At 40.9% G+C, this 25,227-nt stretch carries 25 protein-coding genes; 11 read left to right on the forward strand and 14 right to left on the reverse strand.

The features are described 5' to 3' along the window. Positions 1-321 precede the first annotated feature (321 nt). From HMPREF9072_RS04290 to HMPREF9072_RS04305, 4 genes are all read left to right on the forward strand, one after another. Positions 322-936: a TetR/AcrR family transcriptional regulator gene (locus tag HMPREF9072_RS04290; RefSeq protein ID WP_009410707.1), complete on the forward strand. Its 615-nt coding sequence runs from the start codon at positions 322-324 to the stop codon at positions 934-936. A 218-nt stretch (positions 937-1,154) separates the two neighbouring features. After that, complete coding sequence (locus HMPREF9072_RS04295) at positions 1,155-2,447, forward strand: TolC family protein (protein ID WP_009410708.1); 1,293 nt, start codon at positions 1,155-1,157, stop codon at positions 2,445-2,447. Continuing rightward, positions 2,444-3,373 carry an HlyD family secretion protein gene (locus HMPREF9072_RS04300; RefSeq protein WP_009410709.1) on the forward strand — a complete coding sequence of 310 codons (930 nt, stop codon included), beginning with the start codon at positions 2,444-2,446 and terminating at the stop codon, positions 3,371-3,373. Before HMPREF9072_RS04295 ends, HMPREF9072_RS04300 begins: the two co-directional genes overlap by 4 nt. A gap of 104 nt (positions 3,374-3,477) precedes the next feature. Then, positions 3,478-4,035: a hypothetical protein gene (locus tag HMPREF9072_RS04305; protein WP_009410710.1), complete on the forward strand. Its 558-nt coding sequence runs from the start codon at positions 3,478-3,480 to the stop codon at positions 4,033-4,035. Between the two features lie 9 nt (positions 4,036-4,044). Here HMPREF9072_RS04305 and HMPREF9072_RS04310 read toward each other — a convergent pair whose 3' ends face one another. Beyond that, complete coding sequence (locus tag HMPREF9072_RS04310; protein ID WP_009410711.1) at positions 4,045-4,374, reverse strand: multidrug efflux SMR transporter; 330 nt, start codon at positions 4,372-4,374, stop codon at positions 4,045-4,047. 162 nt (positions 4,375-4,536) lie between these two features. Here HMPREF9072_RS04310 and HMPREF9072_RS04315 point away from each other — a divergent pair, with 162 nt between their 5' ends. The 4 genes from HMPREF9072_RS04315 to HMPREF9072_RS04330 all read left to right on the forward strand — a co-directional run bounded on the left by HMPREF9072_RS04315 (position 4,537) and on the right by HMPREF9072_RS04330 (position 8,522). Further along, positions 4,537-5,442, forward strand: coding sequence for an ABC transporter ATP-binding protein (locus tag HMPREF9072_RS04315; protein ID WP_009410712.1), 906 nt, complete (start codon positions 4,537-4,539; stop codon positions 5,440-5,442). Between the two features lie 106 nt (positions 5,443-5,548). Further along, positions 5,549-6,286: an ABC transporter ATP-binding protein gene (locus HMPREF9072_RS04320; protein ID WP_009410713.1), complete on the forward strand. Its 738-nt coding sequence runs from the start codon at positions 5,549-5,551 to the stop codon at positions 6,284-6,286. 3 nt (positions 6,287-6,289) lie between these two features. Further along, positions 6,290-7,396: an ABC transporter permease gene (locus HMPREF9072_RS04325; RefSeq protein WP_009410714.1), complete on the forward strand. Its 1,107-nt coding sequence runs from the start codon at positions 6,290-6,292 to the stop codon at positions 7,394-7,396. Positions 7,397-7,403: 7 nt separating this feature from the next. Beyond that, positions 7,404-8,522, forward strand: a complete 1,119-nt coding sequence (locus HMPREF9072_RS04330; protein WP_009410715.1) for an ABC transporter permease — start codon at positions 7,404-7,406, stop codon at positions 8,520-8,522. Positions 8,523-8,628: 106 nt separating this feature from the next. On the opposite strand, the gene HMPREF9072_RS04335 is transcribed toward HMPREF9072_RS04330, so the two are convergent. The 5 genes from HMPREF9072_RS04335 to HMPREF9072_RS04355 form a co-directional block, all read right to left on the reverse strand. Further along, a complete protein-coding gene (locus HMPREF9072_RS04335) occupies positions 8,629-9,357 on the reverse strand; it encodes a Bax inhibitor-1 family protein (protein ID WP_009410716.1) in 729 nt (242 codons plus the stop codon). A 108-nt stretch (positions 9,358-9,465) separates the two neighbouring features. Continuing rightward, positions 9,466-10,533: a class II fructose-bisphosphate aldolase gene (fbaA, locus tag HMPREF9072_RS04340; RefSeq protein ID WP_002672889.1), complete on the reverse strand. Its 1,068-nt coding sequence runs from the start codon at positions 10,531-10,533 to the stop codon at positions 9,466-9,468. Between the two features lie 384 nt (positions 10,534-10,917). After that, positions 10,918-12,288: a pitrilysin family protein gene (locus HMPREF9072_RS04345; protein WP_009410717.1), complete on the reverse strand. Its 1,371-nt coding sequence runs from the start codon at positions 12,286-12,288 to the stop codon at positions 10,918-10,920. Positions 12,289-12,298: 10 nt separating this feature from the next. Further along, positions 12,299-13,567 carry a pitrilysin family protein gene (locus HMPREF9072_RS04350; protein WP_009410718.1) on the reverse strand — a complete coding sequence of 423 codons (1,269 nt, stop codon included), beginning with the start codon at positions 13,565-13,567 and terminating at the stop codon, positions 12,299-12,301. 98 nt (positions 13,568-13,665) lie between these two features. Next, a complete protein-coding gene (locus HMPREF9072_RS04355; protein WP_009410719.1) occupies positions 13,666-15,033 on the reverse strand; it encodes a TlpA disulfide reductase family protein in 1,368 nt (455 codons plus the stop codon). 318 nt (positions 15,034-15,351) lie between these two features. On the opposite strand from HMPREF9072_RS04355, the gene panD reads away from it, so the two are divergent. Both panD and HMPREF9072_RS04365 read left to right on the forward strand, forming a co-directional pair. After that, positions 15,352-15,702 (forward strand): aspartate 1-decarboxylase, encoded by a 351-nt coding sequence (panD, locus tag HMPREF9072_RS04360; protein WP_009410720.1) that lies wholly within the window; start codon positions 15,352-15,354, stop codon positions 15,700-15,702. Continuing rightward, positions 15,699-16,652 (forward strand): lysylphosphatidylglycerol synthase transmembrane domain-containing protein, encoded by a 954-nt coding sequence (locus tag HMPREF9072_RS04365; RefSeq protein ID WP_009410721.1) that lies wholly within the window; start codon positions 15,699-15,701, stop codon positions 16,650-16,652. Before panD ends, HMPREF9072_RS04365 begins: the two co-directional genes overlap by 4 nt. An 80-nt stretch (positions 16,653-16,732) precedes the next feature. Here HMPREF9072_RS04365 and rimM read toward each other — a convergent pair whose 3' ends face one another. Together rimM and HMPREF9072_RS04375 are read right to left on the reverse strand one after the other, a co-directional pair. Then, entirely contained in the window at positions 16,733-17,266 is a 534-nt protein-coding gene (gene rimM / locus HMPREF9072_RS04370; RefSeq protein ID WP_009410722.1) for a ribosome maturation factor RimM, read from the reverse strand. 4 nt (positions 17,267-17,270) lie between these two features. Continuing rightward, on the reverse strand, positions 17,271-17,792 hold the full coding sequence (locus HMPREF9072_RS04375) for a 30S ribosomal protein S16 (protein ID WP_009410723.1): 522 nt from the start codon (positions 17,790-17,792) through the stop codon (positions 17,271-17,273). A gap of 152 nt (positions 17,793-17,944) precedes the next feature. On the opposite strand from HMPREF9072_RS04375, the gene HMPREF9072_RS04380 reads away from it, so the two are divergent. Then, the gene (locus HMPREF9072_RS04380) at positions 17,945-18,973 is read left to right on the forward strand and encodes a low specificity L-threonine aldolase (RefSeq protein ID WP_009410724.1); all 1,029 of its coding nucleotides are present in this window, start codon (positions 17,945-17,947) and stop codon (positions 18,971-18,973) included. A 4-nt stretch (positions 18,974-18,977) separates the two neighbouring features. Here HMPREF9072_RS04380 and hemE read toward each other — a convergent pair whose 3' ends face one another. The 6 genes from hemE to HMPREF9072_RS04410 all read right to left on the reverse strand — a co-directional run bounded on the left by hemE (position 18,978) and on the right by HMPREF9072_RS04410 (position 25,192). Beyond that, positions 18,978-20,003: a uroporphyrinogen decarboxylase gene (hemE, locus tag HMPREF9072_RS04385; RefSeq protein ID WP_009410725.1), complete on the reverse strand. Its 1,026-nt coding sequence runs from the start codon at positions 20,001-20,003 to the stop codon at positions 18,978-18,980. Between the two features lie 74 nt (positions 20,004-20,077). Beyond that, complete coding sequence (gene tpiA, locus HMPREF9072_RS04390; protein WP_009410726.1) at positions 20,078-20,827, reverse strand: triose-phosphate isomerase; 750 nt, start codon at positions 20,825-20,827, stop codon at positions 20,078-20,080. Positions 20,828-21,077: 250 nt separating this feature from the next. Further along, entirely contained in the window at positions 21,078-22,169 is a 1,092-nt protein-coding gene (gene ychF / locus HMPREF9072_RS04395; protein WP_009410727.1) for a redox-regulated ATPase YchF, read from the reverse strand. Positions 22,170-22,248: 79 nt separating this feature from the next. Beyond that, entirely contained in the window at positions 22,249-23,190 is a 942-nt protein-coding gene (locus tag HMPREF9072_RS04400; RefSeq protein ID WP_009410728.1) for a nitronate monooxygenase family protein, read from the reverse strand. Between the two features lie 68 nt (positions 23,191-23,258). Then, on the reverse strand, positions 23,259-23,615 hold the full coding sequence (locus HMPREF9072_RS04405; RefSeq protein ID WP_009410729.1) for an MmcQ/YjbR family DNA-binding protein: 357 nt from the start codon (positions 23,613-23,615) through the stop codon (positions 23,259-23,261). Positions 23,616-23,707: 92 nt separating this feature from the next. Further along, the gene (locus HMPREF9072_RS04410; protein ID WP_009410730.1) at positions 23,708-25,192 is read right to left on the reverse strand and encodes a cellulose synthase family protein; all 1,485 of its coding nucleotides are present in this window, start codon (positions 25,190-25,192) and stop codon (positions 23,708-23,710) included. Between the last annotated feature and the right edge of the window lie 35 nt (positions 25,193-25,227).

The raw sequence follows: 25,227 nt of genomic DNA on the forward strand, positions 1-25,227 counted from the left end.
CACTGTAGAGCCACTGTAGAGCCACTGAAAAGCCACTGTAGAGCCACTGAAAAGCCACTCATTCTTTAATTATTCTATAAGCTTTGTATAATCCTCTCCTAATTTCACCATTAACCATTAACAACACTTCCCATTTGCTAATTCCCTAATTTGCTAATTTTCTAATTTTTCACCTACTCATAGGTTTTATTTATATATGTAAATATATGACTTTTAGATTGTTACTACTACCTACGTACTATGTAAATTAAATTTTTGTTCTAACCATTTGGTTAATTCAAAAACTCGTTGTACCTTTGCCCCCGAAAATCAGAAGTAACGATGAAGAAGACAAAAGATATAAGCACCGAAGAACGCATCAAAGCCGCTGCCCGCAAAGTCTTTCATCAGAAAGGTTTTGCAGGTACACGCACTCGCGACATTGCCGAAGAAGCGGGTATCAACCACGCAATGCTCAACTATTATTTTCGTAGTAAAGAAAAACTCTTTGAAATGGTAATGATGGAAACAATGGCGCAATTCTTTAAAGGAGTAAACCTTATGCTGAACGACGAAAGTACCTCTCTCAATGAGAAAATAGACCTCATCGTCTCTAACTACGTCGATTTACTCCTCAAAGAACCCGAATTACCTACCTTTATACTCAATGAGGTGCGTCCTAACCCGCAAGCATTTGTAGAGCAAAACCCTATTAAAGAGGCTCTTACTCACTCTGTGCTCACCCGTCAATATGCCGAAGCTGTAGCTCGTGGCGAAATCACAGAGCCTAACCTAATGCAAGCTATCCTAAACGTCATCGGGTTGGTAATATTTCCTTTCATTGCAAAACCTATCCTAACCTCAATTATCAACATACCCGAAGAACAGTACAAAGCCCTAATGCTCCAGCGTAAAACCCTTATCCCCCAATGGATTAAAGCGATGCTATGGAAATAATAATACGATTTCTCTTAAACAATTATCTTTGCGGATTGTCTCCCTTCGGGGGAACGGAGGCTAAATAACATTTTTTTTATCTATACCCTAACCAAATGGTTAAACTAATTTATTAACACTATAATACCCCTAAAAGCCTTAATTCATCAGTCTTTTACTCTGTTTTATGGCTTGCCCCTCTCTTTCGGAGAGGGGGAACGGGGGTGAGGATTGCCACTATGAAACACCTTATCCTAACACTCACCGCATCTATAGCCCTCACTCTCACCGCGAAAGCGCAGGCTATCCTTTCTTTGGAGGACTGCTATCGTCTTACTCGTGAGAACTACCCCACCGTCAAAAAGCTCGATTTGGTAGCCAAAACCGAAGACTATACTCTTGCCAATGCCAATCGTGCTTACCTCCCACAGGTCTCTATCCTAGGGCAAGCCACTTACCAGTCGGAAGTAACCGACCTCTCTAAAACCATTGTAGGAGCACTCCCACTGCCTCCTAACGTCTCTTTGCCTACCATCGACAAGGAGCAATACAAGGTGGTGGGCGAGGTAAGCCAGCTTCTCTATGGAGGTGGTGCGATTCACAGTCAGAAGGCTATTGCCAAAGCTCAAAGTGCCGTGCAAGCACAAGCGGTCGAAACCCAATTGTACACCCTAAAACAACGCGTGAGCAACCTATATTTTGGGGTGCTCCTCATCAATGCCCAGTTATCGCAAAACCGCCTGAATATCGAAACGCTCGAGTCGCAACTCAAGAAGGCGGAAGTAGCCCTAAAAAACGGCACGACCCTCCCCAGCAATGTAGACGAGCTGAAAGCCGAAATCCTTCGCGTGAGAATGCAAACCACCGAGTACGAAGCTACCCAAGCTACCTACTTGCAAATGCTGTCTACTTTCATAGGCAAAGAGCTCACCAACGCTTCCCAGCTCGCAGAGCCTGCGCCCCAGTCTCAGTCTCAAACTCTATCTACTGAGGTTTTTCGTCCTGAACTCAAAGGGTTTCAGCTACAGGAATCGTTGCTCAAAGCGCAAGAAAAACAGCTCAATAGCGAATATATACCCAAGTTCAGTGCGTTTTTTCAAGGCGGTTACGGACGTCCTACACTCAATATGCTCAGCAACCAAGCGGATTTCTACTACATCACAGGGCTCCGTTTGCAGTGGAACTTAAGTCCGCTATACAACCTGTCAAGTAAGAGACATATTTTGCGCCTGAATCGCGAGAGTCTCGTAACCGACCGCCAAGCCTTCTTGCTCAACACCCAACTCGAACTCACCCAGCAGTCCGAGCAACTCAAAAAGCTACAAAAGCTCATAGAACAAGATGAAGCATCAGTAACTCTGCGCCACTCTGTCGCTAAATCTGCTGAAGTCCAGTTAGACAATGGGGTTATCACCACTCACGAATACTTGCAGAAAGTCAATGCTTGGCATCTTGCTCAGCAAACCCTTATCCTGCACCAAATACAACTCCTCCAAGCTCAAGAAAATCATCAATTAATTATAGGAAAATGAAAAAGATAGCACTTATTACCACATTGATAGCTTTAATAGCTTGCAATAATAAGAACAAATTCGACGCTTCTGGCAACTTCGAAGCCGACGAAGTCATTGTTTCTGCTCAGCAAACAGGGCAACTCATCGACTACGATGTAGAAGAAGGCAAAACTCTTACCGAAGGTCAAAAGGTCGGTCAGATAAACGTCGCCCTCCTCAAGATACAGAAAGAGCAGGTGGAAGCCACTATTGCCTCACTCAAAGAGAAGACCCAAAACCCTGCCGACCAGGTGGCACTCATTCGTAGTCAACTCGAAGTACAGCGCGCACAACTCGCCCAACAGGAACGTGAGCTTACGCGTACACAAAACTTAGTACGTGGTGGGGCTGCCACACAAAAGCAATTGGACGACCTCTCCGCCCTCATCGACCAGCTTCGCAAGCAGATAGCCGTAACCGAAAACCAACTCAAGGTCAGTCTGACCAACATCAACACGCAAAACCGCAATGTATTAAGCCAAGAAGCCCCTCTGCAAAAGAATGCTCAGGCTGTTCAAGAGCAAATCAATCAGGGTGAAATCATCAACCCTATTGCGGGCACTGTGCTTACTAACTACGCCCTAAAAGGAGAAATGCAGACTTTTGGAAAGCCTCTCTATAAAATCGCTAATACTGATGTACTAACCCTAAAAGCCTACATCACCGGCGACCAACTATCCCAAATCAAATTAGGACAGCAAGTTACCGTGCACACCGATGCCGGAAAAGGCGCATACCGCACCTATCAAGGCGAAATTATCTGGATATCCCAAGAGAGCGAGTTCACTCCCAAAACGATACAAACCAAATCCGAACGCGCCAACCTCGTCTATGCTATCAAAGTAAAGGTTAAAAACGACGGCTTTTTAAAGATAGGAATGTACGGAGAAGTGCTATTCAAATAACCTCCCCCCGCTGGCGCGAGCCTATGGCTCGTGTCTATCAAGAATAGAGCTTGTAGCTCATACTCTTAGCACATTTTTTGTAGCTTACTAACAAATACAACCCTATGTTAAAGAAATACGAAAAAGTAATAGCAACGGTTTTCGCCCTGCTTACCATAGTTTTTATAGTAGTCTTTCTCACTAATGACTCCTTTTTTGAGTGGACTTTTGCGCGACATCACAATATATTGAGCTGGTATGTGCGCCCGCTCTTTATCGTGCCTATGGTGTATTTTGCTTTGAGAAAATCGTATGCAGGAGTGTCATTGAGTATCTTTTGCCTATTTACTAGTATGTTTTGGTTCCCCACTCCACAACAAACCGACCCTAAGGTGCTCGGCTTCTTAGCCTACGAAATGGATTATCTCAAAGGCACGTGGGACACAAAAAAGATACTTTTCTCACTAAGTGTACCGCTCTTTTTCTATCTGTTGATAGTCTCAGCGTGGAAGAGAAAATGGCGCTTATTGCTCTACACCGTAGTGTTAGCAGCGCTTTTAAAACTATTATGGAGCGTGGTGAGCAGTGGTGCAAGCGGTTGGTCAGTAGCCAAACCCGCTCTTGTAGGACTGGTAATATGCGTAGTATTTATTTTGATAACAAGAAGAAAAGATAAAAAATAAGGGGAAAAATCAGTGTCCATTTGCCTTTGAAAAAAGGTTAATCACCACTACGCCAGCGATGATAAGCAGGGAACCCAGTACAAAAGGCAGGTCTATTTTGTTTTTGAAAACAAGAATACTCACAATGGCTGTCAGTACAATCCCTACCCCCGACCAGATAGCGTAGGCTACCCCCAGCGGAATATTCTTGAGGGCTAAGGATAAAAAATAAAAACAAACACCATAAGACAACAGCGAGCCTACAGCGAACAACCACTTAGTAAACCCTTCCGATTTACCTAAAAGAGCAGTGGCTAAGACCTCTAAAACAATCGCTAAAGTGAGGTATAGGTAATGCATATAAGTATAATATCTAAATTCGTGGCAAAAATATAACAATTTTACTGAAAATGAAATTAAAACTCATAGAACACATAAAGCTCCCCCTGCTGGCGCGAGCCTGTGGCTCGTGTTTATCAAGAATAGAGCTTGCAGCTTGTAACCAAATTGACTCATTGAAAGATGAATAGCATCACCATACATAATCTCAGCAAGTCCTATGGCGATACCCACGCCGTGCAACACCTTTCCTTAGAGGTCGAGAAAGGCGAACTTTTCGGGCTCATAGGTCCCGATGGGGCAGGCAAAACCACCGTCTTTCGTATGCTCACCACCCTTCTCCTGCCTGATGAGGGCACAGCAACCATAGAGGGCTGGGATATCGTTAAGGATTATAAGGAAATCCGCAAGCACGTGGGCTATATGCCTGGGCGCTTCTCTCTGTACCAAGATCTCACTGTCGAGGAGAACCTCACCTTCTTCGCCACTGTTTTTGGTACGACTATTGCCGAGAATTACGACCTTATCAAAGATATTTACGAGCAGATAAAGCCGTTTAGCAACCGCAGGGCAGGCAAGCTCTCAGGGGGTATGAAGCAGAAGTTAGCCCTATGTTGCGCCCTCATTCACAAACCCAAAGTCCTTTTGTTAGACGAACCCACCACGGGGGTAGATGTGGTTTCGCGCAAAGAGTTCTGGGAAATGCTGAAGAAACTAAAGGAGCAAGGCATCAGCATACTCGTTTCCACCCCTTATATGGACGAAGCCAGCCTATGCGACCGCATAGCCTTAATACAATCAGGCAAAGTGCTTTCCACCAGTACCCCCGAGCAAATCATAGCTCAGTACCCCACCGCACTCTATGCTATCAAGGCTCCCGACCTGTACGCACTGCTGAAGCACCTGCGCGAGCACCCCAACATTGATAGCTGTTACCCCTTTGGCGAGTACCTACACATTACTCTCAAAGAAAACACCAACATTCCCATATTCGAGCAACAGCTGAAAAACACCTTCCCCCACCTCGAATGGAAAGCCATTACCCCTACCATCGAGGACAGTTTTATAAGATTAATGGAAGCAAATTGAAACAATATTTATCACCTTTCCGGATTGTCCCCCTTCGGGGAAGTCTGCGACAGCAGAGTATGTGTGGGGGTAATTTGCTAATTTTTACATTTGCTAATTTAATAAGATGTACGCAATCCACTGTCATAACCTAACAAAGCAATTTGGCGATTTCAAAGCCGTGAACAACATTTCCCTTACCGTTAAAAAAGGCGAAATCTTCGGCTTCCTCGGTGCCAATGGTGCGGGGAAAACCACCGCTATACGCATCTTCTGCGGGCTCTCCTACCCTACCTCAGGCGAGGCTACCGTAGCAGGCTTCGATGTCTACCGAGAGCAAGAGCAGATAAAAAAGCACATTGGCTATATGAGTCAGAAGTTTTCGCTCTACGACAACCTTACCGTGCAGGAAAACATCACCTTCTACGGAGGCGTCTATGGCTTAAGTCGCAAGGAAATCAAAACCCGCAGTACCGACCTTATCACCAAGCTCGGCTTGGAGGCTGAAGCCAACAAACTCGTAGGGTCGCTACCCCTGGGCTGGAAGCAGAAGCTCGCCTTCTCGGTGGCTATCTTCCACCGTCCCGAAATCGTGTTCTTAGACGAGCCTACCGGTGGCGTAGACCCGATAACGCGCCGACAGTTCTGGGATATGATATACGAAGCCTCCGCACAGGGCATCACCGTATTCGTTACCACTCACTATATGGACGAAGCCGAGTACTGCCACCGCATCAGCATAATGGTAGACGGCAAAGTGGAAGCAATGGATACGCCCACCAACCTTAAAAACCAATATCACACCCACTCAATGGACGAAGTGTTCTACCAGCTCGCCCGCAAAGCAAAACGTTCAGCAGACTAAACAATGAAACAGCTCATCGCCTTTATACGCAAGGAATTCTATCACGTATTCCGTGACCGTCGCACGCTACTGATACTCTTCGGTATTCCCATAGCGCAGATTATCCTTTTCGGTCAAGCCCTCAGCAGCGAGGTCAAGAATATCGGTATCGCTGTATTAGATCAGGCAAACAATACCTATAGCCAAGAAATCACACACCGCTTGCAGGCAAGTCCGTATTTTAAGCTGAAAGACCCTTTGTTTCGTTACGATCAAGTAGAAGACCAATTCAAGCGTGGCACCATAAAAGCTGCGCTCATCTTCCCTCCCGATTTCGGCAAAGACCTCTACACACCCAGTGGTACCTCGCTACAACTCATCACCGATGGGAGCGACCCCAACACGGCTAAAACGGTGCAAAACTACTTCTCAGCTATGGTAGCCAGCTATCAGCAAGAGTTGAACCCTACTGTGCAACTACCCTACCAGATAACCGTTGAAAACCGAATGCTGTACAACGAGGAGCAGAATGGCTCTATGAACTTCGTCCCTGGGGTAATTGCACTCGTCTTTATGATAGTGAGCACTGCCCTCACCTCGGTAGCGGTGGTGCGCGAAAAAGAGTTAGGCACTATGGAAATCCTTTTGGTATCGCCTTTCAAACCTATAATGATACTCATTGCCAAAGCTGTGCCTTACCTTATTCTCTCGCTCATCAACTTCACCGTGATACTCCTGCTATCGGTCTATATGCTCGATGTCCCGATACGTGGCAATCTGCTGTTGTTGTACGCCGAAAGCACCTTGTTTATCATCATCTGTTTGTCGTTGGGGCTACTCATATCCACCGTTACCGCTTCACAGCAAACGGCTATGCTCATCGCTATGATGGGAATGATGCTCCCTACGGCTTTCTTTACCGGCTTTATGTTCCCCATAGAGAATATGCCTCTTATCTTTCAGGGGATATCTAAAGTCTTCCCCTCAAGTTATTACTACAGTATCGTGAAGAAAGTAATGCTCAAAGGATTGGATTTTACTTATGTATGGAAAGAAACGCTGATATTAATAGCAATGGCAGTAGTTTTCTTAAGCCTTGCAATGAAGAAGTTTAAAATACGATTACAATAAAGAAGAAATGAAAGTATTAAGCTTTATACTCCAAAAAGAATTTAAGCAGATATTCCGAGATAAGACGATCTTGGCAATGATGTTTGTGGCACCTATCTTCCAACTGATTATATTGCCCTTAGTTGCCAATTTCGACGTGAAGAACATCAACCTTGTGTATATCGATCACGACCAGAGTACCTATTCCCACCAACTGATACAGAAGATTACTTCCTCAGGGTACTTTAAACTCGTAGAGGCTCCTTTCTCTTACAAAGAAGGTATCGCCCTGATAGAAGACGGCAAAGCTGATGTAGTTTTGGAAGTCCCCGAAGGTTTTGAGCGCAATCTCGTACGCGAAGGAAAGCAACCTCTCGGTGTCTCTATCGATGCAATTAACGGGAGCAAGTCGTCGTTAGGAGGGGCGTATTTGTTTTCGGTGATACGCGACTTCAACACCCAACTCGATGTAAATGTAAAAGCACCCCAACACATAGGTAATGTAGCCAAAATCAGGGTGGAGAATACCCATTGGTACAACCCCTATATGCAATATACGCGCTATATTGTTCCGGGCATTTTGGCTATATTGCTCACCATTATCGGGGGCTTTCTTTCAGCTCTTAATGTAGTCAAAGAAAAGGAGATAGGCACTATCGAGCAGATTAATGTTACCCCTATCAAGAAGTGGCAGTTCATCTTAGGCAAGCTCATTCCCTTTTTGGTAGTGGGACTCATTCTCTTTACCTTAGGACTCACCGTGATGTATGTAGTCTATGGTATCTTCCCCGCAGGAAATCTACTCACCTTGTATGCCTTTGCCACAATGTATCTCATTGCGATTCTCGGCTTCGGACTTCTGGTCTCCACCTATGCCGATTCACAGTTGCAAGCTATGTTTATCGCCTATTTCTTTATAATGATATTCCTTTTGATGAGTGGTTTCCTCACCAGTGTAGACAGTATGCCCGCGTGGAGTCAACAGGTGAGTAATGCTATTCCGGTAACCCATTTTGTGAATGCTGTTCGCTTAATTGTGCTCAAAGGTAGTAGTTTTGAGCAGTTACACATAGAGTTTTTGTATCTTGTAGGATTTGCTGTGCTACTCAATAGTTGGGCTATTTGGAATTATAAGAAGACAAGCTAACATAATCCCTCATATAACCTCATATAATACAAGAGTTCCATCAAGAGTACTAATCTTATTGTACTCAATGATGGAACTTATCATTTTAATATTTTAGGAGAACAGATTAGTCTCTTCTCGACATAAGTATTCTCAATATATACCAGAAAAGTAGCATAATAGAAGAGAACAACTGCAAGGCTGCCCCTACGTATTGGTCTGTGCTGTATACATTTTTGATGTTGTAAGTTTCATATAGTATACCGCCTGCTGCCAAAGCAACCATTGCTACTGAGAACCAAAGTCCTAAATCGAAACCAAAGATAGCTCCTGCCACAATAAGTCCTAAGGCTACAAAACCTCCTATTACCAATATGCTACGCAAGAACGAAAAGTCTACACGGGTGAGGAATACCACGGCTGTAAGTCCGCCAAACAAAGCAAGTGTAATAATACCAGCTTGCGAAAGGATAGCCGTACCATCAGTAAAGTACATCGCCAAAAAGATTATTGGCATAAAGATAACAGCTTCAAGTAACACATAAAGTCCTAAGCCCATATATTGGGTATTCTTATCTTGTGCTTGCGTCCATTTGCTGGCAAGGATTGAGCCTAACCAAAAGCCTCCCAAAATCAATAGCCATACCCATTTGCCACTTACCATAGAGATGATAAGGCTTTCTGGTACTACATTTAGCAAAATAGCTTCTACAGCTATAAATGCCAAGAGTGCCATTGCTACGTGTGAGTAAGTTTTGCGGTAAAAGGTAGCTTGTGCCTCATTAGTAGCATAGCTTACTATTTGAGGTGATTGATAGTTAGTGTTGTAGCTGTCGTAATTTGAATTATATCCCATATGTTTAATTAAAAATGTTTGTGTTCATATATCAAAAACTTTGCCAAAAAGTCTATTGGCAGAGGTTGCTGTAGCTTTTTGGCAAAGTTATCAGGTGGGTAAATACTACTATAAAGTATTTACGTTGTTAAGGTCTTCAAACGCTTTTTTCAAACGAGTAACAAATGTCTTTTCGCCTTCACGAAGCCATACACGTGGGTCGTAGTATTTCTTGTTAGGCGCTTCGGGACCTTCTGGGTTACCTATTTGTCCTTGCAAGTAAGCTGATTTGGCTTTCATATAGTCGCGAACACCTTCAGTGAAAGCGTATTGCAAGTCAGTATCAATATTCATTTTGATTACACCATAAGAAATAGCCTCGCGGATTTCTTCGAGGGTAGAGCCTGAACCACCGTGGAATACGAGGTCAAGTGCGTTGTGAGGCAAATTGTATTTCTTTGAAACGTAGTCTTGTGAATTTCTTAAAATTTTTGGTGTCAATTTCACATTGCCAGGTTTGTACACCCCGTGAACGTTACCAAAAGCAGCTGCAATGGTGAATTGTGAGCTAATTTTAGAAAGTTCTTCGTAAGCGTAAGCTACGTCTTCTGGTTGTGTGAAGAGCCTGCTACTATCTACGTGTGAGTTGTCTACCCCGTCTTCTTCACCACCGGTCATACCGAGTTCTATTTCCAAAGTCATATCCATTTTGCTCATACGTTCAAGATAACGTTTGCAAGTTTCAATATTTTCTTTGATAGGCTCTTCCGATAGGTCAATCATATGTGAGCTGAACAATGGTTTACCTGTTTCTTTGAAGTGTTTTTCTGATGCTTCAAGCATACCGTCAAGCCAAGGAAGTAATTTTTTAGCGCAGTGGTCAGTGTGCAAAATGATAGATGCTCCGTAGGCTTCTGCCAATTGGTGAACGTGTTTAGCACCTGCTACCGCTCCGAGAACTGAAGCGCGTTGGTTGTCGTTATTCAATCCTTTACCAGCCATAAACTGAGCACCACCGTTAGAAAATTGGATAATCATTGGGGCATTTACAGCTACTGAAGTTTCTAATGCAGCGTTGATAGAGTTTGAACTGATAACGTTGGCTGCAGGAAGAGCAAAGCCTTTTTCTTTAGCGTATTTAAATACTTCTTGTACTTCTTTTCCAAGAATTACGCCTTTTTTAATGTTATGTGCCATTCTTTAATATAATTAATTTTAGTTTTCAGAATTACTCATTATGTCATAATTGACGGCAAAGATACGATTTTCTCATATACCTTCAAAATAAATCTTATATTTTTTAGTTCAAATAATCAAAATTACTTCGTGTTTTTCACCACTTATCTTCGACTTATATTTGGTTTAGATGTTCCCTTTCTTCGTTCATTGTTCGTCTTTTGTTCGTTCTTTGTTCGTTCTTTGTTCGTTCTTTGTTCGTTCTTTGTTCGTCTTTTGTTCGTTCATTGTTCGTTCATTGTTCGTTCATTGTTCGTTTTGTTCGTCTTTTCTCTATCTGCCCGTGCGGCTCGCACTGTGCTACGACTGCCTGTGCGACTCGTACCTTTAACGCTTCATTTTTCACTAAATTGCTTCCCCATACTTATCAAAATACTTCACAGAGATTTTTTTCCCGTCAAAGCTAATATTTTCAAGCTCTTTCGCTATCTCACTACCTTTGCCTACAATGATGATTCTGAAGTTTTCTAATAGAAAATAGCTATTAGCAACTCGCTGTACGTCTTCTTTGGTTACTGCATTGATGTTCGCAATATAGTTCTTGTAAAAATCTTCGGGTAGGTTGCGCACTTTTATATTAATAGCGTAATTGGCAATCGTCTGCGGACGCTCGGTAGCTAGTACAAACTGACCTAAGTACTGTGCTTTGGCTTGTGCCAACTTTTCTTCACTCACTACACTAGTTTGTATGCGCTTCACTTCTTTGAGTATCTCCCTAATAGCAGGTGCTGTTACGGCATTCCCTACTTTGGTCTTGATGCTGAAATTGCCTTTTGTCCATTTATCCGTTTTGAAAGTAGAAAAAGCTCCATAAGTATAGCCGTGTTCTTCCCGCAAATTCATATTGATATAACTGCCAAAATCTCCACCTAAAATACTGTTAGCTACCAATAGAGGGAAGTAATCAGGGTGCGACATTTTTAGGTCGATGAGGTTCGTAACCCTTATTTCCGATTGTACCGCGCTGGGTAAGTCTATAAAGTTGATTTGTGTTTCACTTACATTCTCAGGAATATATAAGGCAGGAGCTTCTTCTGAAAAAGGTTGCCAATTAGCGAAATGTTCGTTTAGCAAAGTAATTACCTCTTCGGGGTTTACATCACCTGTAACAACCAAATAGGCGTTGTTAGGTACAAAACGTTTGCGGTAATAGTTAGTTACATCGTCTAAGGTGAGAGCAGCGATGTGAGCTTCGGTAATGTATTCGCCGTAAGGGTGAGCCGTACTGTAGCGCAAGGTTTGCTGTACGCGCTTCATAATCACTTCGGCATTACTCTCATTGGCACGAATACTTTGGATAATGCGTGCTTTTTCTTTTTCCATATCCTCTCCGGTGAAGTTAGGGTGCAGGGCAGCATCGGCAATGAGAGCCAACACACGCGGGAAATACTTAGAGAGTACTTGGGCATAAACGCCATTAGAAGCGATAGAGAGAGTCGCTGCGAGATAGTCTATTTCCTCATTAAAATCGTCTTTACTGATAGAGGTAGAGCCATTGCCCGCCATTAGCGAAATAAGGTCAGAAATCCCTTTCTTTTCTTTTTCTAATTCCGGACATTCGTCTAACGAAAGACGAATTCCCACTTGAGGAAGTTTATGGTTCTCCACAATAAGGAGAGTGAGCCCGTTCGGGAAGGTATGAGTAACAGGTATCCCTAAATTAATGATAGGAGCAGCTCCTGGGGTGGGTTGTATAGAGCGGTCTATATGTGTCATTTTTGTTTACTTATAGATTTGAAGGTAAATAATTGAGGTCTAAACGTTGGTTTTTGTCCAAATACTTGCGTGCAGCCTCTCTGATATCCTCTCGGGTAATAGTGCGATAGTGGTCTATAGCCTTGTTAATAAGGTTAGTGTCTTTGTAGAAAGTATAGTTATCTGCCAAAGAGAGGGCAATTCCTTCCATATGGCTATTTTGAGCCACAAAGTTAGCCTCTATCTGGTTTTGTAACTTTTCATATTCTCGCTCACTGATGAGTTCGGTTTGTAGTCTTGTAATTTCTTCGTCCATTTCTTGTGCCAAAGTTTCCAAACTCACACCGTCCATAGGAAGTGCTCCCATTATATAAACGCCATAATCTTCTTGAGCGTCCGAAAAAGCCAATACCTGCAAAGCTGTTTGATGCTCGTCTATCATCTTTTTGTAGAGGCGAGCGCTTTTGCCGTCAGTGAGAATGTTAGAAAGCAAGTCGATAGTAAACGAATCTTTGTCCGTCATTGCGGGAGTGCGATAGGCATATAGTTTCAGTGGGATTTGTATATTAGGGTCATATTCGGTTACCTCAATAGTTTCAGTGATAGGAGCTTCTTCTATTTTGTTGCGTTGTATAGCATCACCCGTATTAGGAATAGTCGCAAAGTATTGTTCTATCCATTCTTTGGTCGGTACCGTATCGAAATCGCCTGCCACCACCAGTACAGCGTTGTTAGGGTTGTAAAACTTCTTCTTAAATGCGATAAACTCCTCTAAGCTCGCAGCGTCTAAATGTTCCACTTTTCCAATTACTGTTCCCGAATAAGGGTGTTTTTTAAAAAGGTACGGATTGATAACCGAGCGGTACATTATCCTACCGTAAGGTGTATTGTCTATACGTTGGTTTTTCTCTTCTTTTACCACTGAATTTTGAGTCCTTACTCCAATCTCATTGATAACAGGGTGCAACATACGTTCAGCTTCCATCCACAAGCCTAATTGCAAATTGTTAGACGGGAAGACTTCATAATAATAAGTTTTGTCCTGCGTAGTGAAAGCATTGTTATGTCCGCCATTTGCCGATACAATATCAAACCATTTGGCACGTGCTATATGCTGAGTGCCTTCAAAAAGGAGATGCTCAAAAAAGTGGGCAAAGCCAGTGCGGGTAGGGTCTTCGTCTTTGGCACCTACGTGATACATTACTCCTATGGTAACCACAGGAGCTGAGTTATCTCGGTGAAGAATCACGTGTAGTCCATTAGAGAGGTCGTATTCTTCAAAAATGAGAGATTGAGCCATAGTTAATTTGTCGATTTGTCGATGAGATAATTAGCAAAAAAACTTTGCTAAAGTCTGTATGGCTTTAGCAAAGTTGTTCAATATGAAAAAAGTATTTGTTATAAATTCGCGTTGATAAGTTCTTTTACCTTAGCATCTGATGGTTTAGGTGCACTAATGCTAATGATTTTACCATTCTTCACTAACATAAAACGAGGAATACCGCTTAGGTCGTAGTTATCTATGAAATCGCGGTTCATACTTAGGTTAGTATATAGTTGGATACCACTTAGCTTCTCACGTTGTACGGCAGCTTTCCAAGCCTCTTTGTCTTGGTCTACTGAAATACTTACAAAAGTAACAGGTTTGCCTTTGTATGCTTCTTGCAAAGCCTTCATACTTGGTATTTCTTTTATACAAGGTTTACACCAAGTTGCCCAAACGTCGATGTAAAGCAATTTGTCTTTAAGACTTTCATAAGATACTGGTTTACCATTCAAATCTTCAGCTGTAAAAGGAGGAAAATCTGTGCCAGGTTTTAGCCTTTCAAGTACCGCTATACGTCTGTCTAACTCTTTTAAGGCGGCAGTGTCTTTCACGTTTTCTTTGATACTTTTAATGAGTTCAGCATTTTCTTCAGGAGTGTTAGCTACTGAAACTCCACTGATAAAATAACGAGTAAGGTCTGCTTTAATATTTTTAGATTTCAGACCTTTTACGTGTGCGATGAGTTTACCCCAAGGGTTTTCGTCGTTTTCGTTATCTTGAAACTTATCGAATAGTTTATTAGTAACTAATTCTTTGTAAGCTCTGTAGGTATTATAATCTTCAGCGATATCATAATCTATCTTAGCTAGCTCATCAGCAAACTCTTTAGGAAGTGCTACCTCTTCTTGAGTGAGTTTTTGGTGTGCATTTTGGTAAATAGATTTTAGGTAAAGCATTTCGTAGTTAATAGCCTTTTCCTCTTTTTTAACGAAGTCTTTAGAGAGGTTCTTGGTGTTTTTCAAAAGGTCAGTATACTTTTTGCTATACTCATTTACGGCTGTTTTAAATTCTGCAGGTGCTTTAACTAAAAGTTGTTGCATACCACCACTTTTCTGAATTTCCATTGTAAGGTCAGCTTTTTTGTGCAAATAAGCATTTGCAAGCGTATCTTTGCCCGAGAATTTTATTTCTAAAGGCATCTTAGTGAGGTCGATATTAACCCCAAGTTCGTCACCTTGCTCTAAATACAACGGAATTTCTATTCCCTGAGGATTGAAAATAGTATAGTAATTAGAAGGTACGCGAAGCGTGTCTTGAAAAGTACCATCGGGTTTGATATGCAATGGCTGGTCTACTTCACCACCTATTATCTTCAGCTCCAAAGGAATCCCATTAGTGCCTTCTACTTTTCCTGAAAGCACTATATAATCAGCTCGTTTACTACAAGCTACAAAGCCTATTGCGGCTAACGACAAAATAAATAGTCTTTTCATCATCATTTGAAAAATATAATTAGGTGGCAAAGATAAGAATATTTTTTAGTAAACAAGCACTTTCTTCCTATTTTTTTCTATTGTAATTTATGCAAAATAAATCTTTCTAACTAAAAACTGAGAATGATAATCTCATTTATATAAAATTACTATTCTTTAAGATGTTGAATATTAAACTTATAAATACTCTTTGTATAACAATCGTCCAAGGTTTGTATAGGCTAAGGGTAGGGCATAGGTAAGCATAATTTTTTTCTTTCTTACACTGTTTTCAATTTTTTAACGTACATTTGCGCCGTTTTTTAAAACAATACAAATATAAATATGCAAATAGAAGTATTAAAATCTAAAATTCACCGCGTTAAGGTTACAGGTGCCGATTTAGATTATATCGGTAGCATTACCATTGACGAAGATTTGTTGGAGGCAGCTCAAATGATTGAGGGAGAAAAGGTGTCGATTGTAGATGTTAATAATGGTGAACGTTTCGAAACTTATATTATTAAAGGAAAGAGAAAATCAGGTGCTATTGTACTGAATGGTCCTGCTGCTCGTAAAGTGCAAAAAGGTGATATCATCATCATCATATCCTACGCTTTAATGGATTTTGAAGAAGCTAAAACTTTTAAACCTTCTATTATCTTCCCTGATGAAACAACCAACCTAATCGAATGAAAAAGTTCTTAAAGATAGCCCTTCCTATATTCGTAGGCGTTTTCTTGTGTTGGTATGCTTATCGCCAATTTAACGAAGAGCAGTTTGTCCAAATAAAACACACATTTCTAAACGCCGATTACTTCTATATCATTTTGGCTGTATTTTTAGGATTTTTAAGCGATCTTTCTCGAGCCATACGTTGGCATTTGTTGCTAAAACCTTTGGGTTACCGCACAGCTTTCTTACATAGAGCAATGGCTGTGTTCATTGGTTATTTGGTGAATGTAACCATACCGCGTTCAGGCGAGGTCTCTCGTGCGTTAGTAGTAAGCAATTACGACGGAGTCCCTTTCGAGAAATCATTAGGCACTATCATCTCCGAACGAATTATCGACCTGCTTTTACTTTTCCTATTCACTATGCTTGCTTTCATTCTCCAATTCGAGGTTATAAGCAACTTTCTTCTTTCCAAAATCCCTTTCCAAAAACTAATGTGGTTGATGGGTATAGGAGGTTTTTCGTTTATAGTTTTTTTGTATTTCATTTATACTTCAGATAAACCTTTTTTTATCAAGGTAAAAGTCTTTTTAAACGGAATAAAGGAAGGAATCCTATCAGTCGTAAAAATAAAACATAGAACACTATTTCTTTTTCATACTCTTTTTATTTGGGCAATGTACTTTTTGATGTTCTATATTCCGTTTTTTGCCCTACCCGAAACCACACATATCAGTTTGCCCAATGTGCTTACAGCCTTTGTAGTGGGTAGTTTTGCAATGACCTTCACCAATGCAGGCTTTGGTTCTTATCCCTTTTTTATTGCCGAAGTACTATTTTTGTTTGGAGTAGCTACTCCTGTGGGTACAGCCTTTGGTTGGATTGTATGGACATCACAATTTGCTATGACGCTCTTATTGGGTAGCCTTTCATTCTTCTTTCTTCCCTTGTTGAAGAAGCATAATCCGTAGATTTTTTTCTTATTAAGGTAAATAAAACAAGGTTATCAAAACAGCTTTTGATAACCTTGTTTTATATTTTATGCTTGTTCTTAATTTTTTAAATACAAATCAATAAGCCCTTCTGGAGTTTTTACAATAATTTTCTTGTGGGCTCTATCTATCTTCTCAATAAACTCATCAGCCATAGGAATAAGTATCTCATTTCCGTTCTCATTCTCAATTTCAAATAACGCTTGAGAAGTACTGTCGTTTATTCCAACTATTTTCCCTACTACTCCGTAGTGCACATCTTCCACCTGAAACCCTATCACTTCGTGGTAATAAAACTTATTCCCCGATAGTTTAGGCAATACCGCAAGAGGTAAATATACTTTGTGTCTCAATAGAGCTTCTGCATCAGCCTCAGTTTCTATCTCTTCAAACTTCACGCGCAATAAATCCGACTTGTGTAAAGTGCTCTTTTCAATAAAAAAAGGAACCAGATTATTGCCTAAGGCAATAAATACTGATTCCATTTCTTCATACATTTCAGGGTCGTCGGAATCTAACTTGATTAGCACCTCGCCCTTAAAACTAAACTTCGACACAATTGTTCCTATATAAAAACAATCTTTTAAAGTCATAGGGTTATGCCTCAGTTTTGTTATTTTCTTCCGCAGGAGCTTCAGCTTCCGTAGCTTCTGTAACCTCTTCGGTTGCTTCAGCTACAGCAGCGTTCTTGCGTTTCTCATTAGCTTCTTTTTCAGCGTCCAAAGCCTTTGCTTTTGCTTCTGCTTTCTCTTTAGCTAATTTTTGTTCTTTTGTAGATATTTTGTTAGCTTTCTCTTCTACCCAAGCATTGAACTTAGCCTCTACTTGTTCTTCGGTCAAAGCTCCTTTGGCAACTCCACCAAGCAAGTGGTATTTAAGCAATACCCCTTTGTAAGAAAGAATACGACGTGCTGTGTCACTAGGTTGTGCTCCGTTTTTCAACCATTTTACAGCTGCATCTACATCTATTTCAATCTGAGCAGGATTGCTAACAGGATTGTAAGTTCCTAACTTTTCAAGGAATTTACCATCTCTTTTTGCACGTGAATTAGCAGCTACAATCCAATAGAAAGGCTTGCCTTTTTTTCCGTGACGTTGTAATCTAATTTTTACTGGCATAAAAAATTTAATTAGTGAGGTTCACGACCTCGTTATTAATTCGGGCGCAAAAGTAATAAATTTTTTCATATTCACAACGTTCTTACATAAAAAAGTTTTACTTTTGCATTCTGAATTCGTAATAGCAGCTCTCTATTACCTTTGAACAAACTATGAAAATATCATTTAAAAACGACTATTCCGAAGGGGCTCACCCTTCTATTTTAAACCGAATGTTAGAAAGCAACCTCGAACAACAACAAGGATATGGTTGCGATACTTATACTAATAAAGCAAAAGCTCTTATTGCCGAAAAACTAAATAATCCTCAAAGTAAAATATATTTCGTAAGCGGAGGTACACAAGCCAATCTCTTAGCATTAGGAGCAATGTTACGTCCTTATGAAAGCGTTATTACTTGCGAAACCTCTCATATTTGCGATAGCGAAACAGGTGCTATCGAAGCTACCGGACATAAAATACACATAACCCCTGCAATAAATGGCAAAATACAACTTGATGATATTCGTGAAGTAGCAACTTGTTACACCAATTTTCCTCATCAAGTAGTGCCTCGATTAGTATACATTTCCAATGCTACCGAATTAGGCTCTATCTATACGCTTCAAGAATTAAAAGATTTATACCACCTGTGTCAAGAACTGAACCTCTTACTCTATATCGATGGAGCGCGTTTAGCTCACGCTCTCAATGCTTCTGGCAATGATATTACTTGGGAAGATTTAGCTCGTTATACCGATGCTTTCTATATAGGAGCTACTAAAAATGGAGCAATAATGGGAGAAGCAATTGTTTTAAACAATCCTGAACTTCAATTGGGCTTTGAGTACCATATCAAACAAAAAGGGGCTTTACTTGCCAAAGGAAGGTTTCTCGGCATACAGTTCTTGGAGCTTTTCCAAAATAATTTATTTAATGAATTAGCCCTTCACGCAAATGCTCAAGCTAAACGTATTCAAGACGCTTTTATAGAAAAAGGAGTACACTTCTTGTCGCATACTCCTACTAATCAGGTGTTCCCTATTCTCACTAATGAGCAAGTAGCTCTTCTCCAAAAGCAATTCGATTTTTATATATGGAAGAAAGTCGATGAAACCCATACTGCCATACGTCTTATCACTTCTTGGGCTACTAAACCAGAAAATGTAGATACTCTTATTAACGTTATTAAAAAACTATAGCTTTTTATATGCAATAAGATTTTACTGCCTCTACAAAAGCAATAGCGTTTTCTACGGGCACATTAGGTAAGATACCGTGTCCTAAGTTAGCGATATAATGGTCTTTTCCAAAAGCATCTATCATCTCTTTCACCTTCTGTTTGATTTCGGCAGGAGGTGCTAAGAGTCGTGAGGGGTCGAAGTTACCTTGTAATACTTTTTTACCTCTTGTAAGTTCGCGCGCTATTTCAGGGGCGCACGTCCAGTCTACGCCCAAAGCAGCTGCATTAGAAGTTGCCATTTCAGGCAAAGCATACCAACAGCCTTTCGCGAAGACAATCACTTTGGTAAAAGGAGCAAGAGCTTCTACTATTTGGTTGAGGTATTGCCACGAGAATGTGCGATAGTCGTCAGGAGCTAACACTCCTCCCCAGCTATCAAAAAGCTGTACGACATCTACCCCTGCTTTTACTTTTTCTTTCAGGTAAAGAATCGTTGTGTCAGTAATCTTTTGCAATAAACTGTGTGCTACCGAAGGCTGCGTAAAACAAAGCTCCTTAGCCGTCGAAAAATCACGTGAACCTGAGCCTTCCACCGCATAACAGAAAATCGTCCAAGGCGAACCCGCAAAGCCAATTAAGGGCACACGATTGTTCAGCATTTGCTTAGTGAGCTTTACTGCCTCCATTACGTAGCCCAAATGCTCTTCAATATTAGGCACAATTACTTGTTCCACATCTTTAGCTGTACGGATAGGCTTAGGCAACCACGGTCCCACGCCTTTTTTCATTTCTACTTCTATATTCATAGCCTGAGGCACTACCAATATATCCGAAAACAATATCGCAGCATCTACCCCTACTATATCTACCGGTTGTACGGTGATTTCCGCAGCCAGCTCCGGTGTCTGACAGCGCGTAAAGAAGTCGTATTTATCGCGTAAAGCTCTAAATTCGGGCAAATAGCGTCCTGCTTGACGCATCATCCACACAGGCGGTCGTTCAGTAACCTCACCGCTGAGTACTCTCAAGAATAAGTCGTTTTGTATCATATTTTAATTTACATAAAGAAGACTGCCCAAGAACAAAGTTCATTGGACAGTCGTTATAAAAGGAATAATAACTTTTAAATGCTTTTGATAATAGTAACAAAATCATCAGCTTTAAGGGCAGCCCCACCTATGAGTCCGCCATCTACATCTTCTTTTGCAAAGATTTCTTTTGCATTATCCGGTTTTACACTACCTCCATACAAGATAGATACTTTATCAGCAACCCCTTTGCCGTATTTGTCAGCAATAGTTTTACGAATAAAGTGGTGAATTTCTTGTGCTTGGTCAGGAGTAGCGGTTTCGCCTGTACCAATAGCCCATACAGGTTCGTAAGCCAATACAATATGTTGCCAAGCCTCAGCAGGCAAGTGGAACAAACCATTTTTGATTTGGCTACCTACCACATCAAAGTGCTTATTAGCTTTGCGGTCAGCTAACTCTTCACCAATACAGAACACTACACGCATATTGTGTTTAAGGGCTGTGTTCACTTTTTTAGCTAAACTCTCATCAGTTTCGTTAAAGTAAGCACGGCGCTCAGAGTGTCCTAAAATAGTAGTTTTTACCCCAATACTGCTTAACATTTCAGCCGAAATCTCTCCCGTGTAAGCACCGTTTTCAGCAAAGTGCATATTTTGCGCAATTACTTCGATGTGGCTACCTTTTACTGCTTCTACAGCTGGAATAAGGTTTACAAAGGTAGGGGCAATCATTACCTCAGCATTTGTTTGAGGTACTTTTTTTAATAGGTCGGAAATAAGTGCTAACGACTTGTTAAGGTCGTTGTTCATTTTCCAGTTCCCTGCTACAATTTTTTTTCTCATATAATGAACTTTTTATTTTCTAACTTCTCGGCAAAGATATAAATAATTTACCAATTAGCAAAATTACTGATGAACACTACTAACGAATTACCTAATTAGCTAATTTATATTGTTTCTAATAGAATATTGCCATATCTTTGCCTCGTCTTTTAAAAGCGATTGCTTTTCAAGCACAAAGTTGAACCATAAAGATTATTTAATTTAGAATTATTTTTGTCGGTAAGCGATGGGAATCTGCTTACCGGCTTTTTTATACGTTAAAGCGGAAGTGCATAATATCGCCGTCTTTCACGATATATTCTTTACCTTCCACGCGCATTTTACCAGCTTCTTTTACTTTAGCTTCACTGCCATAAGTAATAAAATCATTATAAGCGATTACCTCAGCACGAATAAATCCTTTCTCAAAATCGGTGTGAATTACCCCTGCGGCTTGAGGGGCAGTGTCTCCTTGATGAATCGTCCACGCGCGCACTTCTTTTACCCCTGCGGTGAAATAAGTTTGTAGGTTCAGCAGGTGATAAGCTGCACGAATCAGTTTAGAGGCTCCTGGTTCTTCTAAACCTATATCCTCCAAGAACATTTGGCGTTCTTCGTAACTTTCCAATTCGGTGATGTCAGCTTCAGTGGCTACTGCCAATACAATCACTTCGGCATCTTCATCCTTTACGGCATCTTTCACTTGTTCCACATAAGCGTTCCCATTTTTAGCCGATTTTTCATCTACATTGCACACATATAGCACAGGCTTGGTAGTGAGCAGTTGGAAGCTGTCCAGCAATTCTTTTTCTTCATCGCTTACTTGCACGGCACGAGCCGAAACACCCGTGAGCAAAGCCTCCTTTACACGGTTGAGCAAATCCATTTCTTTCGCCGCTTTCTTATCGCCTGCTTTCGCTGCACGCGTTACTTTTTCCAAGCGTTTTTCAACCGTTTCAAGGTCTTTTAACTGCAATTCTATATCAATAGTTTCTTTATCGCGTATAGGGTCTACACTTCCATCAACGTGAACAATGTTGTCATTCTCAAAACAACGCAATACGTGAATAATCGCATTACACTCACGTATATTTCCCAAAAATTGGTTACCCAAACCTTCGCCTTTACTGGCGCCTTTCACCAGTCCAGCTATGTCTACAATCTCTACCGTTGCAGGCATTACACGCTCAGGTTTTACAAGGCTTTCGAGTTTCTCTAAACGGGGGTCAGGTACGTTTACAACACCCAAGTTGGGCTCTATAGTACAAAAAGGGAAGTTAGCACTCTGTGCTTTAGCATTTGATAAACAATTAAATAAAGTAGACTTCCCCACGTTGGGCAGTCCTACAATTCCTGCTTTCATATATATTTATTGTATAATTTTAGGGTACAAAAGTACGGTAAATAACAATAATGACAAATATTCTAATAATACTATTTTATCAATGAGGTAATTTCTTAATACTTCTCCTGTATTCCATCACTATCTCGTCAATTACTTCTTTTACGCTTTGCACCTGGGTAATGAGACTCGCTACTTGCCCTATTTCTAATTCGCCTTGTTCTACGTCTCCTTCAAACATTCCTTGTTTGGTACGGCGATTACCTACTAAGGCTTTAAGGTTTTCGACAGTAGCTTGTTGAGTGTTGTAGAGCTCTTTTACTTCCTTATAAAAGCCGTTTTTAAGCAAACGTACAGGGGCTAATTCCTTTAACGTAAGTTCTGTATCACCTTCGCCAGCGGCTACTACTCTTTCTTTAAAATTAGGGTGTACAGAAGCCTCGGTAGTAGCTACGAACCTGCTGCCTATCTGTACCCCTTCGGCACCTAAGGCAAGAGCAGCAAGCATTCCGCTACCTGTAGCAATTCCCCCTGCAGCAATGAGAGGAATATTTAATACTTTGCGCACAGCAGGAATGAGCACCATTGTGCTAGTCTCTTCACGTCCGTTGTGACCGCCCGCTTCAAAGCCCTCAGCTACCACAGCATCTACGCCGGCAACTTGGGCTTTAAGGGCAAACTTACTACTGCTCACTACGTGAGCTACTTTTATGCCTTCTTTTTGTAATAAAGATGTATAGGTAGCAGGATTTCCTGCCGAAGTAAATACAATTTTTACCCCTTCACGCAAAATCACTTCAATAGCTTTGTCCATTTCGGGGTACATAATAGGAATATTCACCCCAAAAGGTTTATCGGTAGCCGCTTTACACTTACGTATGTGTTCTGCAAGGGTTTCGGGGTGCATAGAGCCTGCGCCCAATAGTCCTAAACCGCCTGCATTGCTCACTGCTGAAGCCAATCGCCAACCACTTGCCCATATCATTCCTCCTTGAATAATAGGATATTGAATGTTAAAAAGTTCTGTAATACGTGTTTTCATTGTCTACAATTTAAGATTGTTATTCTCGTCGAACGCCTAAAGTAATCAAAGTAAATTTTTGTCTCATACTATTGATTTGTTATAAGTTCTTTTTCTTTTTTAGGTACTTTGGCGAGTACTTCTTCGTAAGAATGTTGTACCATTTCTTCAATAAGAGTAGGAGGGAGGCTCTCTACCAAAACTGTATTCCAAAGTTTTTTGTTTAAGTGATAGCCTGCTACAATCTTTTCAGGGTATTGCTCACGAAGCTCCAAAGCGCGCTCAGGGTTGCATTTGAGACTTGCCCTCAAAGGGACGCATTCTAAATTCGTAAGCACGAATATCCTCCCACAAATGCGAAAAGCCAAAATGTCCTCGCCGAAAGGCATATCTTCAGTAGTATGTGGTAAGGACAAACAAAAATCTCTGAAAGTTTCTAAGTTCATTGTTTTAAGTAAGAGATAAAAGGGTTGCCTATGATTCAAGACAACCCTTTATTTTATACATTCATTTGCTAATTTACAAATATACTAATCAATTAAGCTTTTGAGGTAAGTGATTTGAAGAATACAAATCCAAAACCTAGGGTAAGCATACAGTGGAATGGGAACATACCAAAGTCGTTAAGACGAACGGCACTGTATAATCCAAAGAGGAAATACAACATTAGTAAGAATTCTACTATCATATTAGGCGATAGTTTGGTATTGATGTATTTGTTGTTTTTCCAGCTATCGGAGAGTGCATTGATATTGAATTTAGGGGTACGCACAAACTCACTGCGTTTACCTGTGTGTCCTTCGAGTACTGCAACAGTGTTATGGAAAGAGAAACCTAAGGCTACTGAGAAGAACGTTACAAACAGTTTGATGTAGTTTAAAAAGTCGTCGAAGGTCTTTCCTTGCAGGTTCTTATAAGTAAACCAATAGCAAATAAACAAGATAACAGTACTAATGATAAAGAAACTAGTAATGTGGAAAATCCACGCTAAATGTCCGTATTGGTTTTTGATGTACAACATAGGGATACTAAGAACTGATACCACAAATACCCATAAGAACATAGAGCTATTGAGGAGGTGCATTACCCCGTGAAATTTGGTTTTCCAACCTATGTTTTTAGCTGCTAATACACGGCTTACTGTTTTACGGAAGTTCTCAGCCCCTCCTTTGTTCCAACGGAACTGTTGAGAGCGTGCTGCTGAAATAACTACTGGAAGCTCGGCAGGCGTTTCTACATCTTCCAAATATTTGAATTTCCAATTTTTTAATTGAGCACGATAACTAAGGTCGAGGTCTTCGGTAAGGGTGTCGCCTTCCCAGTTACCTGCATCGTAAATGCACGCTTTACGCCAAATACCTGCTGTACCGTTGAAGTTAATGAAATATCCTTTAGAATTACGCCCTACTTGTTCAAGAGTGAAATGGACATCAAGAGCGAGAGCTTGTATTTTAGTAAGGATAGAATAATTGCGGTTGATGTGCCCCCAGCGAGTTTGCACTACGCCTATTTCAGGGTCTTTGAAGTATACTACCGTACGTTTGAGCCAATCGGGTTGAGGCATAAAGTCGGCATCAAAGATGGCAACAAAATCACCTTTGGCAATAGCTAATCCTTCTTTAAGAGCACCTGCCTTAAAGCCTTCGCGATTGGTGCGACGAATGTGCTTAATATCCAAGCCTGTAGCTTGTAGTTCTTTTATGATTTCAGCGGTTTCAGCTACTGATTCGTCGGTAGAGTCGTCGAGCACTTGAATTTCGAGTTTGGTACGAGGATACTCCAATTTTGCGATATTTTCGAGCAAACGACGTACTACATACTTCTCGTTGTAAAGTGGTAGCTGGATGGTTACGTACGGAATCTCCTTAGGGTCAAGCAAGTTAAACTTAGGAGCCTCGTCGTTTTGTTTGCGATGTTTGAGATAGTTCAGTAGCAAACTAAGCATTGAAAGGCTATATAAGAAAATGCCTACTAATGCTGTACAATAGATAATAATAATCGCGTAATTGATAATTGTTGCCATAAATTATTGTTTTATGTTCTTTCTTTTAGATTTTG

This window comes from Capnocytophaga sp. oral taxon 324 str. F0483 (genome assembly GCF_000318315.2).
Classification (GTDB): domain Bacteria; phylum Bacteroidota; class Bacteroidia; order Flavobacteriales; family Flavobacteriaceae; genus Capnocytophaga; species Capnocytophaga ochracea.

Excerpts from the sequence above, each read along its gene's own strand:
- hemE (WP_009410725.1), bottom strand. The coding sequence starts at position 20,003 with ATGATACAAAACGACTTATTCTTGAGAGTACTCAGCGGTGAGGTTACT.
- HMPREF9072_RS04305 (WP_009410710.1), top strand. The coding sequence starts at position 3,478 with ATGTTAAAGAAATACGAAAAAGTAATAGCAACGGTTTTCGCCCTGCTT.
- HMPREF9072_RS04315 (WP_009410712.1), top strand. The coding sequence starts at position 4,537 with ATGAATAGCATCACCATACATAATCTCAGCAAGTCCTATGGCGATACC.
- fbaA (WP_002672889.1), bottom strand. The coding sequence starts at position 10,533 with ATGGCACATAACATTAAAAAAGGCGTAATTCTTGGAAAAGAAGTACAA.
- HMPREF9072_RS04350 (WP_009410718.1), bottom strand. The coding sequence starts at position 13,567 with ATGGCTCAATCTCTCATTTTTGAAGAATACGACCTCTCTAATGGACTA.
- tpiA (WP_009410726.1), bottom strand. The coding sequence starts at position 20,827 with ATGAGAAAAAAAATTGTAGCAGGGAACTGGAAAATGAACAACGACCTT.
- HMPREF9072_RS04365 (WP_009410721.1), top strand. The coding sequence starts at position 15,699 with ATGAAAAAGTTCTTAAAGATAGCCCTTCCTATATTCGTAGGCGTTTTC.
- HMPREF9072_RS04330 (WP_009410715.1), top strand. The coding sequence starts at position 7,404 with ATGAAAGTATTAAGCTTTATACTCCAAAAAGAATTTAAGCAGATATTC.
- HMPREF9072_RS04400 (WP_009410728.1), bottom strand. The coding sequence starts at position 23,190 with ATGAAAACACGTATTACAGAACTTTTTAACATTCAATATCCTATTATT.
- panD (WP_009410720.1), top strand. The coding sequence starts at position 15,352 with ATGCAAATAGAAGTATTAAAATCTAAAATTCACCGCGTTAAGGTTACA.
- HMPREF9072_RS04355 (WP_009410719.1), bottom strand. The coding sequence starts at position 15,033 with ATGATGATGAAAAGACTATTTATTTTGTCGTTAGCCGCAATAGGCTTT.
- ychF (WP_009410727.1), bottom strand. The coding sequence starts at position 22,169 with ATGAAAGCAGGAATTGTAGGACTGCCCAACGTGGGGAAGTCTACTTTA.
- HMPREF9072_RS04410 (WP_009410730.1), bottom strand. The coding sequence starts at position 25,192 with ATGGCAACAATTATCAATTACGCGATTATTATTATCTATTGTACAGCA.
- HMPREF9072_RS04345 (WP_009410717.1), bottom strand. The coding sequence starts at position 12,288 with ATGACACATATAGACCGCTCTATACAACCCACCCCAGGAGCTGCTCCT.
- rimM (WP_009410722.1), bottom strand. The coding sequence starts at position 17,266 with ATGACTTTAAAAGATTGTTTTTATATAGGAACAATTGTGTCGAAGTTT.
- HMPREF9072_RS04290 (WP_009410707.1), top strand. The coding sequence starts at position 322 with ATGAAGAAGACAAAAGATATAAGCACCGAAGAACGCATCAAAGCCGCT.
- HMPREF9072_RS04375 (WP_009410723.1), bottom strand. The coding sequence starts at position 17,792 with ATGCCAGTAAAAATTAGATTACAACGTCACGGAAAAAAAGGCAAGCCT.
- HMPREF9072_RS04325 (WP_009410714.1), top strand. The coding sequence starts at position 6,290 with ATGAAACAGCTCATCGCCTTTATACGCAAGGAATTCTATCACGTATTC.
- HMPREF9072_RS04335 (WP_009410716.1), bottom strand. The coding sequence starts at position 9,357 with ATGGGATATAATTCAAATTACGACAGCTACAACACTAACTATCAATCA.
- HMPREF9072_RS04295 (WP_009410708.1), top strand. The coding sequence starts at position 1,155 with ATGAAACACCTTATCCTAACACTCACCGCATCTATAGCCCTCACTCTC.
- HMPREF9072_RS04300 (WP_009410709.1), top strand. The coding sequence starts at position 2,444 with ATGAAAAAGATAGCACTTATTACCACATTGATAGCTTTAATAGCTTGC.
- HMPREF9072_RS04405 (WP_009410729.1), bottom strand. The coding sequence starts at position 23,615 with ATGAACTTAGAAACTTTCAGAGATTTTTGTTTGTCCTTACCACATACT.
- HMPREF9072_RS04380 (WP_009410724.1), top strand. The coding sequence starts at position 17,945 with ATGAAAATATCATTTAAAAACGACTATTCCGAAGGGGCTCACCCTTCT.
- HMPREF9072_RS04310 (WP_009410711.1), bottom strand. The coding sequence starts at position 4,374 with ATGCATTACCTATACCTCACTTTAGCGATTGTTTTAGAGGTCTTAGCC.
- HMPREF9072_RS04320 (WP_009410713.1), top strand. The coding sequence starts at position 5,549 with ATGTACGCAATCCACTGTCATAACCTAACAAAGCAATTTGGCGATTTC.